We start from the raw sequence: 15,054 nt of genomic DNA, 5'->3' as shown, positions 1-15,054 counted from the left end.
GAGGCTCAGTCGTCCACCAGGTCGGCGAATTCCTGTTCGTTGCGCTCGGCCTGCCGCACGTAGATCCAGCCGGTGGTCAGGAGCACCGGGTACACGAGCGCCCCGAGCACCACCCACGGCAGCCGGATCCCCAGCACCGCCACGTCGGACAACGCCGGGAACAGGAACATCACGAGCGGCACCGCGCACAGCAGGCACGCCGCGAGGAGCGCGAGCCGGATGGCCAGCACGAGCTGGGTGCGCACGAGCCCCCGGATCATCGCGTCCCCGACCGCGGTCTGTTCCTGCACCTCGACGCGGGTGCGGACGATCCGAGCACCGCGGCGCTGGGCGAGGACGACCCGCACCCGCTCGGGCGAACTCATCGCGCGGTCCACGTTTGCTTCGGCGCCCGGACCAGCCGGTCCTTGAGCATCCGGGTGTGCCTGCGGCTGACGGGCAGTTCAACGGGCGGGTGGTCGCCGTGCGCGCGGAGGCACACGACGAGACCGTTGCCGACGGTCCGGATTCCGGTGACCCGCGGCAACGCGACGAGGTACGAGCGGTGGACCCGCAGGAACCCGGCGTCCGCCCAGCGCGTCTCCAGCGCCGAGATGGGGATGCGGACGAGGTGGGAGCCGTCCGCGGTGTGCAGGCGGGCGTAGTCGCCGTCCGCTTCGACCCACTCGACGGAGGACCGGTGGACGAGCGTGGTGATGCCGCCGAGTTCGACCGGGATCACCTCGTCGGTGGGGGCGGCCGGTCCGGCGTCGACCCGCCTGCGGCGCCCCTCGACGATGCGGCGCACGGATTCCGCCAGCCGTTCCTCGCGCAGGGGTTTGAGGAGATAGTCGACGGCGCCGAGGTCGAATGCGGCGACGGCCCGGTCGTCGTGGGCGGTCACGAACACCACCTGCGGCGGGGACGCGAAGTTCGCGAGGATCCCGGCCAGTTCGAGACCGTCGAGTCCGGGCATGTTGATGTCGAGGAAGACGGCGTCGATCTCCCCGTCCCGGAGGATGCGCAGCGCCGTGGTGGCATCGCCCGCGGTCCGGATGTCCCCGACCGCGTCCTGGGCGCGCAGCAGGAACGCCAGCTCGTCGAGGGCGGGTTTCTCGTCGTCGACGGCCAGCACGGTGAGGGGTGCGTCCGGAGACTTGTCGTCAGTGTGGTTCACAACGACAGCAATCGTCGCACGGACCCTCCCCGTTCATGTCGAGATCCCCCGCCGGAACTTCGGGACGCGCATGCTCACCTTGGTGCCCGCACCGGGCGCGGTCTCCACCACGAGTCCGTAGTCGTTGCCGAACGCGGCGCGCAGGCGGTCGTCGACGTTGGCGAGCCCGACGTGCGCCGCCTCCTTCACCCCCGACGTCTCGGCGACCGAGTCCAGCGACCCCGACCGCAGCAGTTCGGGATCCATGCCGACGCCGTCGTCCTCGACGCTGATCACGCAGTCGGTGCCCTCGTCGGCGGCGACGATGCTGACGGTGCCGCCGTCCGGTTTGGCGGCGATCCCGTGCCGCACCGCGTTCTCGACCAGCGGTTGCAGCGCGAGGAACGGCAGCACCACGTTCAGCACCTCCGGCGCCACCTGCAATTTCACCGCGAGGGCGTCGCCGAACCGGGCGCGCTCGAGAGTGAGGTACCGGTCGATGTTGCGCAGTTCGTCGGCGAGCAGGGTGAACTCCCCCGCCGAACGGAACGAGTACCGCGTGAAGTCGGCGAACTCGAGGATCAGTTCCCGGGCGCGATCGGGGTCGGTGCGGACGAACGACGCCACCGTGTTCAGCGCGTTGTAGATGAAATGGGGGCTGATCTGTGCGCGCAGCGCGCGGACCTCGGCGCGGTCGAGTCGGGCGCGGGACGCGTCGAGGTCGGCGAGTTCGATCTGGCTGCACGCGTACCGGGCGACCTCCGTGACGGCGCCGAGCATGCCCGGACCGGGGTCTTCCGTGGTGACGATGCCGAGCACCCCGACCACGCCGATGGCCTCGATGAGCAGGGGCTGGGCGATCAACCCTCGCACCGCGTCGTCGCCTGCGCCCCGGACGAGGCCGCCGTAGGCGACGAGCACCCGGCGCTCCCCGTCGACGGCGCGGGCGGCCGCGTCGTGCAGTTGTTCGGTCATGGCCTCGTGGGGTCCGCTCCACGCGAGGAGGTCACCGGCGGCGTCGAAAACGCCCAGCGCCTGCGCGCCGGTCAGCTGGCGCAAGTGCGGCGCGGCCTCCTCCGCCGACATCTCGTCCAGCCCCCGCCGCAACGGCCGCGCCGCCAGCGACGCCGTGTGGAGGGTCGTGTGAACGGCCCGTTCGGTGGGTGTCGTCAGCTCGCGCCGGGCGCGCAGCCACACGGCAGTGAACGCGACGACGGGAACGAGGACGAGCAACGCGACGACGGCGACGACGGTTCCCGTCATTCGCCGTCGACCAGTCGGGCGATCAGGGTTTTCGGGGCGAGGGCGCGGTAGGCGTCCTCGACGATGTCGCCGACGTCGTCCCAGTCCTGCGGGACGTCGAGATAGACGCCGATCCACCCGCGTCCCCCGACGTACGGCGGGACGAAGAACCTGCCGGGGTCACGCTGCACCCAATCCTGCTGCGCGCCCGGCGGAGCCGCCGCCCAGAACGCCACCCGGTCGTCGTGGTGGCGGTCGGCGAGTGACGCGAACTGCGGCGCCTTGCGGACGAACCACGCCGGTTCGCCGTGGCTGACCCGTTCCGTCGCCTCGGGCAGGGCGAGGCACAGGGTCCGCAGCCGTTCGAGGTCGGCTTTCTTCACGGTGTTCCTCCCTCGGGACACGTGTCGGGGGCGGGCACGTCGGCGAAGCGGTCGGCGATCCACTGCATCGCGGCGGGGACGGAGCGCCCGTCGGCGTGCCCTTCCCCGGGCCGGGAGTCGAACTCGACGACGTCGCCGAGTGCGCACGCGCGGTCGACGGCCTGCGAAGTCCATTGCGGCAGAATGAGGTTGTCCCGCTCCCCCACCACGACGAGCATCGGCCCGCCCGCGCCGTTCTTCGGCAGGGCGACGTCCTCGAGCCATCCTCGCATGCGCTCGGCGTCGGCCTCCGTCCGCGGTCCCGTGTCGGCCGGGGCGAGTTGGGTTGCCACCGTCCACTTCTCGGGGAGTTTCGCGGCGACGCACGACAGCGTGACGTCGGGCGTGGCGGCGAGGGCGCCGCGCATGTAGTCGTCCGGATTCAGCTCGGGGTGCACCACCTTCAGTCCCTCGAGGAGGTAGGGAAGGAACATCTTCTGCGGCAACGACAATGGTTCGACGGTCCCGTCGGCGACGATCCCCGACAGATCGGCCGCGGGTGAGAGATTCGCCGAGCCGACGAACTCGAGCCCGTCGCCGTAGTTCTCGGCGTGCTCGGCCGCGGACCACGACGCCTGACCACCCTGCGAGACCCCGATCGCCGCCCAGCGCGTCGACGCCTCCGGCACCACGTTGCGCGCCGCCCGGACCGCGTCGATCAGGTCGTAGGCGGCGGTGTCGGGTTCGAGGTAGGGATGCGGGCCGTCGGTGCCGAGTCCCTGGTAGTCGGTGACGGTCACGACGTAGCCCCGTTGCAGCAGCGGGCGGACGAGGTTCGTCGTGCCCAGCAGGGTCGGTGACGACGAGGGAGCGCACTCGTCGGTGACACCCGTGGTGCCGTGCCCGACCGTGACGACGGGCCTGCCGCCGTCCGGTGCGGGGCCGGCCGGAGTGAACACGGTGCCCACGACCTCCGCGCCGCCGCCGTCGACACCGGACGTCGACCGGTAGACGACGCGGGTGGCGGTCGCGCCGAGGGCGGTAATCGCCGGATCGATGTCGGGCACCGGCTCCCGGCTGGTGAGCGCGCCACGCTGATCGCCGGTCGGCGCCGGAGAGCCGACAGGACCGGAATCAGCGGCCACCGAGCTCGTAGGAGACGGACTCGGGGACGCCTCGTCCGTGGTGCAGGCGGTCAGCGCCACGACAGCGACAAGGGCGACCACGGCGGTTCGCACCGGACGCACACCCACCTCACACCTCATTCGCGACGTCTCCGCACCCGCTCCTCGGCTGCTGCCTCCTCCACATCGAGGCCTTCCAACACGCTACGCATCACCTCGTCGTCGAGCGTTCCCGCGTCGCGGGCGGCGATGATCGCCTCGCGCTGCGCGCGCAGGGCGGCGCGACGGTAGTGGTCGAACAGTGCGCCTGCGCGCTGCTTCTCCGCGCCGTCCTCCGCCTCCTCGGCCTGGAGCCTGGCCCGCATCGACCGCCGCACCCGTTCGAGGATGTCGGTCAGGTCGGCTCGGCCGATTCCCTCCGGCGGGTGTTCGGTGAATTCGACGAGCGCCCGTTCGCCGGCGTCGCGGGAGATCGCGCGCGCCAGTTTCACCTGTTCCTCCTCGCGCTCGCGTTCGCCGGGATCCGCCAGGTCGAGTTTCCGGATCAGCAGCGGCATGGTGGCACCTTGGATCAGTAGCGTGCCGACGGCCACGACGAACGCGATCGCCTGGATCACCTCGCGTCCCGGAAACGGCTGTCCGCTCGCGATCACCACGGGCACACCGGACGCGGCGGCGAGTGTGACGACCCCGCGCATCCCCGCCCAGGACACGACGAGGCTTTCCCGCCACCCGAGTGCCACCGAGCCTCCCGGCGGCTCGATTGCCAGCCCGACTCGACGGCGGAGCCAGTGCAGCAGGATCCACGCCGGCCGTATCGCCATGACCACGGCGAGGACCGCGAAGCCGTAGAAGAAGACGTGGTGAACCGGTAGGCCCTGGTCGCGGACGTCGTCGATGACGAACTTCAGTTGCAGTCCCATGTAGGCGAACACGAACATCTCGAGCAGGAGATCGACGCTCTCCCACAGCGACCGCTCCTGGATGCGGGTGGCCACGGAGGCGTCGGTGGCCTTGTGCCCCATCAGGAACCCCGCGGCGACCACCGACAGCACGCCGGACGCGTGCACCTCCTCGGCGGCGAGGTACGCGACGAACGGGAGCATCAGCCCCAGTACCGTTTCCAGCGGGGAATCGTACATGCGATGGCGCACCCACTCGACGATCTTCGCGAGCACCAGTCCGATCAGGACCCCGCCGACCACCTCGTAGCCGAAGAACACGACGGGATGGACCGGGATCGCGGCCCCGACGACGGCGGAGACGGCGACGGTGAACAGGGTCAGCGCGGTGGCGTCGTTGACGAGTCCCTCGCCGGTGAGGATTGCGATCACCCGGTTCGGCAGGCCGAGCCTGCGGCCGACCGCGACGGCACTGACCGCGTCGGTCGGCGCGACGACGGCGCCGAGGACCAGCGCGGCGCCGAGGGTGAATTCGGGGACCAGCCAGTTGGCGAAGAAGGCCACCCCGATGGCGGTCGCCAGGACGGTGAAGATCCCCAGCCGGAGAATCGGTGCGAGGTGACGCCGGAACGTGGCCACCGAGAACTTGAGCGCCGCGGAGTACAGCAGCGGCGGCAGCACCACACCGAGGATGGCGTCCGGGTCCAGTTCGAGCCGCGGCATCCCGGGGATGAACGACGCCACCGACCCGATGGTCACGAGCACCAGCGGCGCCTGGAGGTCGCGGCGCTTCGCGAAACTCGTCACGGCAATGGCCGCGATGATGACGAGGAGCACGAGGACGCCGTTCACGACACCGATTCTGCCGCGCCTGCCCGCCGTGTGCGGGTCATCTCCGAAGACGCGTGTGGGCCCCGGTCCGAGAACCGGGGCCCAGGCGCGTCAGTGTGTGAGAAGAGTTCACTCCTTCGGAGGAACAGCCTTCTTCGCCGCGTCGGCGGCCTTGTCGATCTTGTCGCTGTACTTGCCGCCGGTCTTGCTGTCCGCGACGTCGGCGGCCTTGTCGATGGCGCCGTGAACCTTGTCCGCGTTCTGCGAAGCGGCTTCCCTCCCCTTGCCCAGCAGGCCCTTCAGTGTGTCGACGAAACTCATCGTTCTTCCTCCTCCGGTGCATGCGCACGCATTCCGACCGAGTTCGATCACTCGCCGTACACCCAGTCTCACAGCATTGGCTCGGCGACGCCAACCGTTCGAATCGTCGCGAGCGGTATTCGCGTCAGTGCACGCCCGGCAGGTCTTCCGGCGCAGCGAACAGGCGGCGATGCTCACCGTGCAGGCGGCCCGTCACCCACCAACCGATTTCGACGAGAACCACTCCCACGAGCCCGCACACGAGAGCGGAGGTCGTGGCTCCGATGTCGGTCGGATCGAGCTTGAAGAACTCCCGTGTGAACGGCAACGCGAACAGGATGAGATATCCCGCTACGGATCCGAAGATCAGCACCAGTTTCCACCACACGTACGGCCGCGCGACCACGGCCAGCACCCACAGCGCGATCATGATGAGCGTGATCAGCGCCGACGTGCCCGCCTGGACCTTCTCTGTCTCCGTCTGATCCGGTCCCGCGTACACGAGAAGATACGAAATGAACGTCGTGACACCGATGATCACACCCGACGGCACGGCGAGACGCATCACGCGCGGCACGAACCCGGAGCGCGCCCGCTCGTTGTTCGGGGCCAGCGACAGGATGAACGCGGGAATGCCGATGGTGAACCAGGCGGCGATCGTCACGTGCCGCGGCAGGAACGGATACGGCACGGGCTCGAAGTGGAAGATCTGCGACAGCACACCGGTAATGCCGATGAGGAACGCCAGCAACACCGAGTACACGGTCTTGGTGAGGAACAGGTTCGAGACGCGTTCGATGTTGCCGATCACCCGGCGGCCCTCACCCACCACGTAGGGCAGGGTGGCGAACTTGTTGTCCAGCAACACGATCTGCGCCACCGCGCGGGTGGCGGGGCTGCCCGAGCCCATCGACACCCCGATGTCGGCGTCCTTGAGGGCCAACACGTCGTTGACACCGTCGCCCGTCATCGCGACCGTGTGCCCGCGAGACTGCAAAGCCCCCACCATCTCCCGCTTCTGATCGGGGCGCACGCGGCCGAACGTGGTGGACGTTTCCAGGGTCTCGGCGAGGGCGTCGCGGTCGTCGGGCAGTTCGCGGGCGTCGACGGGACGGTCGCCGCCGGGCAGTCCGAGCGATCCGGCCACCGCACCGACCGACACGGCGTTGTCCCCCGAGATGACCTTCACCGTGACGTTCTGGCTCGCGAAGTACTCGAGGGTCCCGCGGGCGTCGGGACGCACCCGCTGCTCCAGGATCACCAGCGCGCGCGGGGTGATCGCACCCGGCGCCGCGGGGTGGTCGACCGGGACGTCGCAACTGCCGAGCAGGAGCACCCGCAGTCCCGAGGACCCCACTGCCTCGGCCTGCCGGGCCATGTCGCTGCCGGGGTCGAGCAGCACGTCCGGCGCACCGAGGACCCAGTTGCCGTGGGCGCCGTACGACTGCCCGCTCCACTTCCTGGCAGACGAGAACGGCGCCTCCGCCGTGGCGTCACCCCACCCGGGGTCGTCGGGAAACGCCTCCTTGATCGCGAGGACGCTGGCGTTCGGCCGCGGGTCGGACGCCGCCATCGCGGCGAGGGCCGCACGGGACGGTGCGGTGTCGGCGCTGTCGGCGCAGCGCAGTTCGGACAGCCGCATGCCGTTCTCGGTGAGCGTTCCGGTCTTGTCGGCGCACACCACGTCGACGCGCGCGAGACCTTCGATGGCGGGCAGCTCCTGCACGAGGCACTGCCGCTGACCGAGCCGGACCACCCCGACCGCGAACGCGATCGACGTCATCAGCACCAGTCCCTCGGGGACCATCGGGACCAGCGCGGCCACCATCCCGCTCAGCGCAGGCCGGATCGACTCGCCGCTGGAGAACAACTGGTTGTAGATGATCAGCAGTCCCGCCGGAATCATCAGATACGTGATGAATTTCAGGATCTTGTCGATGCCGCTGCGCAATTCCGAGTGCACCAGCGTGAACTTGCTGGCCTCGTCCGCGAGTTTGGCGGCGTACGCGTCGCTTCCGACCTTCGTGGCGCGGTAACAGCCGCTGCCGGACGCGACGAAACTTCCCGACAGCACCTGCTGGCCGGCGTCCTTGTGCACGGGGTCGGCTTCACCGGTGAGGAGGGATTCGTCGACGTCGAGGGACATCGCCTCCACCACCACACCGTCGACGACGATCTGGTCGCCGGCGCCGAGCTCGATGATGTCGTCGAGCACGACCTCCCGGGGTGCCATCGCGACCGCGGCACCGTCGCGGCGCACCACCGGTTTGGTCTGGCTGACGATCGCGAGCTTGTCGAGGGTCCGCTTGGCTCGCACTTCCTGGATGATGCCGATCCCGCTGTTCGCGAGGATCAGCAGGCCGAACATGCCGTCGATGATCGAACCGGTGGCCAGCACGATGATCAGGAGGACACCGAGGATCGCGTTGATCCGGGTGAACACGTTGGCGCGCACGATGTCGCGTACCGATCGGCTGGCCCGATCGGGAACGTCGTTGGTCTTGCCGGCCGCCACCCGCTCCGCCACCTGGGCGGCCGTCAGCCCCTCCACTGCGACGACTGCAACGCTGTCGGTGCCCGTTTCGTCGTATGCCATGGTCAAAGGCTACGCAACGAGTCTTCGCTCCGAGGGGATGCGCGCCGGACTCAGCCGAGCGCGGACCACCACGGTGTCTGGGCCGTCGGCTTCAACGCGTCGACCCGCTGTCCGGGCATCGGCACGGCCACCGGGGTGCCCTTCTCCTGCGCGGCGGCGAGCAACCGGACGATCGGCTCGGACCACGAATGGAACGCGAGATTGAACGTGGCCCAGTGCACCGGAACCAGCAGTCCGCGGCGGGCGTCGCCGGCGTTGAGGTCGGCGTGGGTCTGCACCGCCTCCTCCGGGTTCATGTGGATGTCGGCCCACCGCGTGTCGTAGGCGCCGACGGGCAGGAGTGTGAGATCGAACGGACCGTATCGGCGGCCCAGGTCGGCGAACCGCGGCGTGTACCCGCTGTCGCCGCCGAAGAACACCTTCCGGTTCGGTCCGGCGAGCACCCACGACGCCCACTGGGTGGTGTTCCGCACCAGCCCGCGGCCGGAGAAGTGCCGGGCCTCGGTGCACGTGAGCGTGAGGTCGCCGAGTGTGGTCGACTCGTCCCAGTCGAGTTCCACGATCCGCTCCTCCGGCACCCGCCACTGCCGCAGGTGCGCACCGAGCCCGACCGGAACGACGAACGGCGCCTTCTGGGTGGCGGCGAGTTGCTGCACGGTGGCCATGTCGAGGTGGTCGTAGTGGTCGTGCGAGATGACGATGGCATCCAGAACGGGCAGGTCGGCCAGCGGCACCGGGGTCGGGTGCATGCGGGACGGGCCGAGAATCGCGGACGGCGACACCCGATCACTCCACACCGGGTCGGCCAGCACCCGGTACCCGTCGACCTCGACGAGCACGCTCGAATGGCCGTACCAGGTGACGGCGACGTCGGCGGCCTCGACGGGCGCGAGGGGTGTCGCGAGCGGGATCGGCCTGCGCGGGCGGCCCGCGGCGCCCCGCGTGATCAGTGCCTTGACGATCCCGGTCTCCGATCCGGGCATCATCGTGCTGCTCGGATCGGTGTTGTGGAACTGCCGGTCGCGGTACCGCGGCGACGTCGCGGCGTACGGGCGCACCTTGGCCCGCGACGCACCGATCTGAGACGGAAGCCCCCACGCGGCCCGCGTCAGCCACCCGAGGGCGGCGGTGGCCAGAACTGTCGTCACAGCGTTCTTCGCTTTCACCCCGACAACTGTAACCACGCGTGCGGGAAAGGTGCGGCGAGCGGCTACTGACCCCGGAACACCGGCGGACGCTTCTCGGCGCGTGCCGCGCGCGCTTCCTGCGCGTCGTAGCTCTTCCACGCCGCATGCAACGCAGCGAGCTGCTCGGGCGGCGGCGGGCTCTGGGTGCCGTCGTCGTTGAGCACCATTTTGAGGTGTTGCAGCGACAGCGGCGCCAGACGCGCGATCGAGTGCGCCCACTGCTGCGCGACGGCGAGGTCGCCACGCTTGTTGGCGAGGCCGTGCGCGAGCGCCTCGTCGGCCCCGACCTCTTCCGCGCCGAGCAGGATCGTTCGCGCCGGTCCGCCGCCGATCAGGGCGGCCAGACGGTGCACCGTCCACCGGTCCACGGAGATGCCGAGCTTGGCGGCCGGGATGGCGAAGCGCGCCTCGGGAGCGACCACACGCAGATCCGCGGCGAGCGCCAGCTGGCTGCCCGCACCGATCGCGGGGCCGTTGATCGCGGCGATGACGGGGACGGGCACCGAGTCGATGGTGTGGAGCATCTCGAGCAGGGTGTCCGTGAATCCGTCGGCGTACACGTCGCCCGACAGGTCGGCGCCGGCGCAGAACGCGCTGCCCTGCCCTGTGAGGACGATCACCCGCGCGCCGTCGGTGACGGACTTCTCGGTTTCCTCCCGCAGGAGTTCGCAGATCTCGGTGTTCAACGCATTGCGACGGTCGGGGCGTTGCAGTTCGAGGGTGAAGACGTCGCCGTCACGACTCGTCCCGATCATGTCCACTCGCTTTCTTCGTGATTGCTGTCCACTGACAATTTTCCCCCGCCCACCCGACTGGACACCTGTCAGCCAACCACATTCGAATCGGCCGGAACACACGAGCCTCTCCGGTAGTTGTGAGGGTGGAGGTGAGGACCGACATGAACAGCGAAGTGGACGTGGCCGTGATCGGCGCGGGGCAGGCGGGGTTGTCTGCCGCCTACTATCTGCGCAGGTTCGGGGTGGAACCGGAGTCCGGTTTCGTGGTGCTCGATCACGCCCCGGGGCCCGGCGGCGCGTGGCAGTTCCGGTGGCCGTCATTGACACTCAGCACCGTCAACGGTGTCCACGACCTTCCCGGGCTCGGCTTCGCCGACACGATCGGCGTGGACCCGAACGACCCGGAGGCCGCGCTGGTGCATGCGGCGAGCGCGGTTCCCCAGTACTTCGCGACATACGAGAAGCAGTTCGAACTGCCGGTGCACCGTCCCGTGCACACGCGGGTGGTGTGTGCCCGCGACGAGCGGCTGCGGATCGAGACCGACCGCGGCGTCGTGTCGGCCCGCGGTCTGATCAACGCGACGGGTACGTGGGAACGTCCCTTCATTCCCCGGTACCCCGGCGCCGAGTCGTTCACCGGCCGCCAGGTGCACACCAAGGACTACTCCTCGGCGCAGGACTTCGCAGGACAGCACGTCCTCGTCGTGGGCGGCGGCATCTCGGCGGTGCAGTTGCTGGACGAGATCTCCCGCGTCACGACCACCACGTGGGTGACGCGCCGCCCACCGGAGTTCCGGGACGAGCCGTTCACGCCCGAGATCGGCCGCGCCGCCGTCGCTCTCGTCGAGGACCGGGTCCGTCGCGGGCTGCCGCCGGGCTCGGTGGTGTCGGTGACGGGACTGCCCGTGACGCCTGCGATCCGCGCCGCCCGCGAACGCGGGGTGCTGGCGCGGCAACCGATGTTCGGTGAGATCACCGCGGACGGCGTCCGCTGGCCCGACGGCCGCGAACTGAAGGTCGATGTCATCTTGTGGTGCACCGGTTTTCGCAGTTCACTCGATCACCTCGCCCCGCTGCGGCTGCGCGGGCCGGGCGGTGGGATCACGATGACCGGACGCCTGGCCACCCAGGTGGCGTCGGATCCGCGGATTCATCTCGTGGGCTACGGCCCGTCGTCGTCGACGATCGGCGCGAACCGGGCCGGGCAGGCCGCGGCCCGCGAACTCACCCGGCACCTCGGCCTGTCGGCCGGATCAGCGCGCCCTACCTGATCAGGGAGGCGACGAACGCCGCCTGGTCGGGGCCGGCCTGGTACATGCTGCCGAAGTGACCACCCGAGTACACCCGGTAATCGAGATTCGTTCCCGCACTGTGCATCTCGAAGACGAGCTTCTCCGTCAGCGGGATCGGCACCGACGCGTCGGTGACCCCCTGCACGAGCAGCAGCGGACGGTCGTACCCCGCGACCGGGACCGCGAGGTATTCCCGCAACGCGTCCTGCAGCGCCGGGACGTCGAGTGCCCGCGACAACATCTGCGCCACCGACACGTTCCGGGTCATGGCCGCGAACTGCCGGAACGGCACTTCGGGCGCGGCGTCGACGAACTGCTTCCCGACCGGGGTCAGGTAGCTGTCGATGTCCAGCTCCGGATACGCGTCACGGACCCCGGCGATCAGGTACGAGATGTACACGGTGAGTCCGGCGAGACCCTGCGGCGGAAATGAGGGACCGCTCCAGTTCGCCACCATCTCGATGTTCGACGGCACCCCGTTCGCGACTGCCCCGCGGTAGTCGAGTTCCGGCGCGTACGTCGTGGCGGCGTGTGCGGCGAACACCGCGGCCTGCCCGCCCTGGGACAGCCCGACCGCCATCCACGTGGCGGAAAGATCGGCGTCGACCTCGCGGGCGGCGCGCACGGAGTCCACGACGCTGCGCCCGGCCACCTTCCCGTCGAGGTAGGGCGGCACCCCGGGGGTACCCAGGCCCACGTAATCGGTGGCGGCCACGGCGTAACCGAGTTGCAGCCAACTGCTCACGTAGTCGGAGGATTCCTTGTCGACCCCGGTCGCGGAGGGTGCGTCGGCGTCGGAGTCCCCGACCGTTCCGTGCGCCCACGCGATGACGGGCCAGCCCCCGGCGGGCGGTGCACCGGGCGGCACGAACACCATCCCGGTGCACGGGGTGATGCCGTGCCGGTCGGTGGTCAGGTACGTCATCCGGTAGGCACTGCCGGTTCCGCGGAGCCAGAGCTCCGCCGGCAATTCGGACGAGGCGACGACCGTGCCGGGGCTCGATCCGGCCCGCAGCGGATCCGCACCGACAGTTGGTGCCCACAGCACGCTGACCAGTGCGAGCAACGCCACGATGCGCCACCACCTCCGCACCTCTCAACGGTAGCTGTGTGGGGGTGGCGCAGTACTGTGAATCGGCCACCCGCAGGGGGGCGGACGAACGCGACGGGGAGAACCGAAAAGACATGAGCGACGACGGCACGATCCTGACTCCCGGCGACACGTGCTGGCAGGTTGCCCACGCCGATCGTCTCGCGTGCATCGTCGATGCGGCGGACTACTTCCGCCATGCCAAGTCCGCGATGCTGCAGGCTCGCAGGCGCATCATCCTCATCGGCTGGGACTTCGACACGAGGATCAAGTTCGAGCCGGACGAGAAGACGCTCGACGGCCCCAACCAGCTCGGCCGGTTCCTGGCCTGGCTGACGCGGGAACGCCCGGATCTCGACATCTACCTGCTCAAATGGAACATCGGGGCCTTCACCGCGATCGGTCGCGGCATGACACCGATCTTCGTGGTCAACTGGGTGACCGACCGCCGCCTGCACTTCGAACTCGACGCCGCCCACCCGGTCGGCTCGGCCCACCACCAGAAGATCGTCGTCATCGACGACACGCTCGCGTTCTGCGGCGGCATAGACATGACCGTCGACCGGTGGGACACCCCGGAACATCGGGATCGCAACCATTACCGGACCCAGCCGAACGGCAAGCGGTACGGGCCGTGGCACGACGCGACGACCGCCGTCGACGGGGACGCGGCGAAGGCCATCGGCGAGCTCGCCCGCACCCGATGGAAGGCGGCCACGGGACAGGATCTGGCGCCCGTCGACGAGGTCGCGGGCACGACGCCGTGGCCGGAGGGGCTGAAGCCGGCGATGCGCTCCGTGGACGTGGGCATCGCACGCACGCTGCCGGAGCTCGCCGACCGGGACGAGGTCCGGGAGATCGAGGCCCTGTATCTCGCTGCGATCGCGGGCGCCGAGCGGTCGCTGTACATCGAGAGTCAGTACCTGGCCTCCCGCACCCTCGCCGAGGCGATCGCCGAGCGACTACGCGAACCGGACGGGCCGGAGATCGTGCTGGTGCTGCCGCGCAACGCCGACGGCTGGCTCGAGCAGAAGGCCATGGACGGCGCCCGCCGCCGGTTGCTGCACCTGCTGTGGCGGGCCGATACCGGGAACCGGCTGGGCGTCTACTACCCCGTCACGGCGGGCGGTGAGCCGATCTACGTCCACGCCAAGGTGCTGGTGATGGACGACCGTCTCCTGCGCGTGGGTTCGTCGAACCTCAACAACCGGTCGATGGGGTTCGACACCGAGTGCGACCTGGCTGTCGAGGTCACCGCCGACACCGCGAACGGTGACGAGCTGCGGCAGACCATTCTCGGCATTCGCCGTCAGCTCGTCTGCGAGCACCTCGGTGTCCCGGCGACACTGTTCGAGGACACGCTGGCACAGACGTCGTCGTTCGTGGGCACCGTGGAGGCGTTGCGCGGTGGCGGCCGGACGCTCGAGAAGTTCGAACCGGAGACGGTCGAGGACGAGGACAGTCCGCTTGCCGAGAACGAACTGATGGATCCCGAACGCACACCGCCGAGCCTCTGGGAGCGGACCAGCCGCGGCCGGTTGCGACGCAGGGTGATCCGGCGTCAGAAGGCGGCCGGTTCGGTGCGGTAGATCCGCCGGTAGTCCTTGCGGAATGCCCGGCGGCCCAGGATCGACCACGCCATTCTGGCCGCGAAGGGCATCTCGGACAGGAACATTCGGCGTTCCTCGGGGGTCGCACCCTGGAGGATGAAGCCGAGGAACACCAGGAGCCGGTCCTTGGGGATCGACGCGCGGCCGCGGTCGCCCATCTCCTGCCACTCGGTGAGGGTCATGAACTGCTCCGCCATCGGGAGGATGCGCTGTTCCTCCTCGCCGAGGTGCTCGTCGAGCGCGGCGGACAGGGCGGTCAGTGTCTTCGCCAGCGGTTCGCCGTCCACCGCATCCGCCGTGAACGCGGCGCCCTGCGACTGCGCCCGCGACAGCAGTTCGGAGAGGCGTTCGTGCTGTTCCTCCATCCGCAGCACCAGCGCCGCGTCGGTGGGCGCGCGGTCGAGCAGCTTCGGCCACAGCAGGTCGTCCTCACTCGTGTGATGGTGGTGGAGGGCGGTGGCGAGTTCCTCGAAGAACGTCACCACCTCCCCGGCGCGGGCGGTGTCTCCGGCGGGAACATCCCGGACGAGTGCGGGCAGCGCGGCGAACTGTCGACGGAAGCAGTTGTGGACCACCACCATCTCGCGGGTGTCGGGACGGACTGTGTGAGCAGTTGACGTAGTCATGCACTCAGGGTCGGTTCGGC

The 15,054-nt window shown here is 69.6% G+C and carries 14 protein-coding genes; 2 read left to right on the top strand and 12 right to left on the bottom strand.

Translation table 11 applies throughout. From position 1 onward, the window contains the following. Positions 1 to 5: 5 nt before the first annotated feature. The 10 genes from RHA1_RS24665 to RHA1_RS24620 form a co-directional block, all read right to left on the bottom strand. Complete coding sequence (locus tag RHA1_RS24665) at positions 6 to 365, bottom strand: hypothetical protein (RefSeq protein ID WP_011597296.1); 360 nt, start codon at positions 363 to 365, stop codon at positions 6 to 8. Then, positions 362 to 1,156 carry a LytR/AlgR family response regulator transcription factor gene (locus tag RHA1_RS24660; RefSeq protein WP_005244000.1) on the bottom strand — a complete coding sequence of 265 codons (795 nt, stop codon included), beginning with the start codon at positions 1,154 to 1,156 and terminating at the stop codon, positions 362 to 364. The genes RHA1_RS24665 and RHA1_RS24660 overlap by 4 nt, the downstream gene beginning before the upstream one ends. A gap of 33 nt (positions 1,157 to 1,189) precedes the next feature. After that, positions 1,190 to 2,398 (bottom strand): sensor histidine kinase, encoded by a 1,209-nt coding sequence (locus RHA1_RS24655; protein WP_009478080.1) that lies wholly within the window; start codon positions 2,396 to 2,398, stop codon positions 1,190 to 1,192. Further along, complete coding sequence (locus RHA1_RS24650; RefSeq protein ID WP_011597295.1) at positions 2,395 to 2,760, bottom strand: MmcQ/YjbR family DNA-binding protein; 366 nt, start codon at positions 2,758 to 2,760, stop codon at positions 2,395 to 2,397. Before RHA1_RS24650 ends, RHA1_RS24655 begins: the two co-directional genes overlap by 4 nt. Next, entirely contained in the window at positions 2,757 to 4,004 is a 1,248-nt protein-coding gene (locus RHA1_RS24645; RefSeq protein WP_011597294.1) for a lipase family protein, read from the bottom strand. The genes RHA1_RS24650 and RHA1_RS24645 overlap by 4 nt, the downstream gene beginning before the upstream one ends. Next, complete coding sequence (locus tag RHA1_RS24640) at positions 4,001 to 5,617, bottom strand: Na+/H+ antiporter (protein ID WP_050787372.1); 1,617 nt, start codon at positions 5,615 to 5,617, stop codon at positions 4,001 to 4,003. Before RHA1_RS24640 ends, RHA1_RS24645 begins: the two co-directional genes overlap by 4 nt. Before the next feature lie 108 nt (positions 5,618 to 5,725). Then, positions 5,726 to 5,917, bottom strand: coding sequence for an antitoxin (locus RHA1_RS24635; RefSeq protein ID WP_005244012.1), 192 nt, complete (start codon positions 5,915 to 5,917; stop codon positions 5,726 to 5,728). A 124-nt stretch (positions 5,918 to 6,041) separates the two neighbouring features. Next, positions 6,042 to 8,492, bottom strand: coding sequence for a cation-translocating P-type ATPase (locus RHA1_RS24630; protein ID WP_011597292.1), 2,451 nt, complete (start codon positions 8,490 to 8,492; stop codon positions 6,042 to 6,044). A 50-nt stretch (positions 8,493 to 8,542) separates the two neighbouring features. Continuing rightward, positions 8,543 to 9,658, bottom strand: coding sequence for an MBL fold metallo-hydrolase (locus RHA1_RS24625; protein WP_192815050.1), 1,116 nt, complete (start codon positions 9,656 to 9,658; stop codon positions 8,543 to 8,545). A gap of 44 nt (positions 9,659 to 9,702) precedes the next feature. Continuing rightward, positions 9,703 to 10,434 carry an enoyl-CoA hydratase gene (locus RHA1_RS24620; protein WP_005244016.1) on the bottom strand — a complete coding sequence of 244 codons (732 nt, stop codon included), beginning with the start codon at positions 10,432 to 10,434 and terminating at the stop codon, positions 9,703 to 9,705. 143 nt (positions 10,435 to 10,577) lie between these two features. Here RHA1_RS24620 and RHA1_RS24615 point away from each other — a divergent pair, with 143 nt between their 5' ends. Further along, entirely contained in the window at positions 10,578 to 11,687 is a 1,110-nt protein-coding gene (locus RHA1_RS24615; protein ID WP_011597290.1) for an NAD(P)-binding domain-containing protein, read from the top strand. Here the strand turns inward: RHA1_RS24615 and RHA1_RS24610 are convergent. Continuing rightward, the gene (locus RHA1_RS24610) at positions 11,680 to 12,780 is read right to left on the bottom strand and encodes a lipase family protein (RefSeq protein WP_009478072.1); all 1,101 of its coding nucleotides are present in this window, start codon (positions 12,778 to 12,780) and stop codon (positions 11,680 to 11,682) included. The two genes, RHA1_RS24615 and RHA1_RS24610, sit on opposite strands and share 8 nt — an antisense overlap. 113 nt (positions 12,781 to 12,893) lie before the next feature. Here RHA1_RS24610 and RHA1_RS24605 point away from each other — a divergent pair, with 113 nt between their 5' ends. Continuing rightward, on the top strand, positions 12,894 to 14,387 hold the full coding sequence (locus RHA1_RS24605) for a phospholipase D-like domain-containing protein (RefSeq protein WP_011597289.1): 1,494 nt from the start codon (positions 12,894 to 12,896) through the stop codon (positions 14,385 to 14,387). Here RHA1_RS24605 and RHA1_RS24600 read toward each other — a convergent pair. Further along, positions 14,360 to 15,034 (bottom strand): hemerythrin domain-containing protein, encoded by a 675-nt coding sequence (locus RHA1_RS24600; RefSeq protein ID WP_011597288.1) that lies wholly within the window; start codon positions 15,032 to 15,034, stop codon positions 14,360 to 14,362. The genes RHA1_RS24605 and RHA1_RS24600 overlap by 28 nt on opposite strands. Positions 15,035 to 15,054 lie beyond the last annotated feature (20 nt).

The sequence above is a fragment of the Rhodococcus jostii RHA1 genome (assembly GCF_000014565.1).
GTDB classification, from domain to species: Bacteria; Actinomycetota; Actinomycetes; order Mycobacteriales; family Mycobacteriaceae; genus Rhodococcus_F; species Rhodococcus_F jostii_A.
The sequence above is the reverse complement of the archived record's forward strand: the minus strand, read 5'-3'. Positions and strand labels throughout refer to the sequence as shown.

Excerpts from the sequence above, each read along its gene's own strand:
- RHA1_RS24630 (WP_011597292.1), bottom strand. The coding sequence starts at position 8,492 with ATGGCATACGACGAAACGGGCACCGACAGCGTTGCAGTCGTCGCAGTG.
- RHA1_RS24635 (WP_005244012.1), bottom strand. The coding sequence starts at position 5,917 with ATGAGTTTCGTCGACACACTGAAGGGCCTGCTGGGCAAGGGGAGGGAA.
- RHA1_RS24665 (WP_011597296.1), bottom strand. The coding sequence starts at position 365 with ATGAGTTCGCCCGAGCGGGTGCGGGTCGTCCTCGCCCAGCGCCGCGGT.
- RHA1_RS24615 (WP_011597290.1), top strand. The coding sequence starts at position 10,578 with ATGAACAGCGAAGTGGACGTGGCCGTGATCGGCGCGGGGCAGGCGGGG.
- RHA1_RS24645 (WP_011597294.1), bottom strand. The coding sequence starts at position 4,004 with ATGAGGTGTGAGGTGGGTGTGCGTCCGGTGCGAACCGCCGTGGTCGCC.
- RHA1_RS24600 (WP_011597288.1), bottom strand. The coding sequence starts at position 15,034 with ATGACTACGTCAACTGCTCACACAGTCCGTCCCGACACCCGCGAGATG.
- RHA1_RS24620 (WP_005244016.1), bottom strand. The coding sequence starts at position 10,434 with ATGATCGGGACGAGTCGTGACGGCGACGTCTTCACCCTCGAACTGCAA.
- RHA1_RS24655 (WP_009478080.1), bottom strand. The coding sequence starts at position 2,398 with ATGACGGGAACCGTCGTCGCCGTCGTCGCGTTGCTCGTCCTCGTTCCC.
- RHA1_RS24605 (WP_011597289.1), top strand. The coding sequence starts at position 12,894 with ATGAGCGACGACGGCACGATCCTGACTCCCGGCGACACGTGCTGGCAG.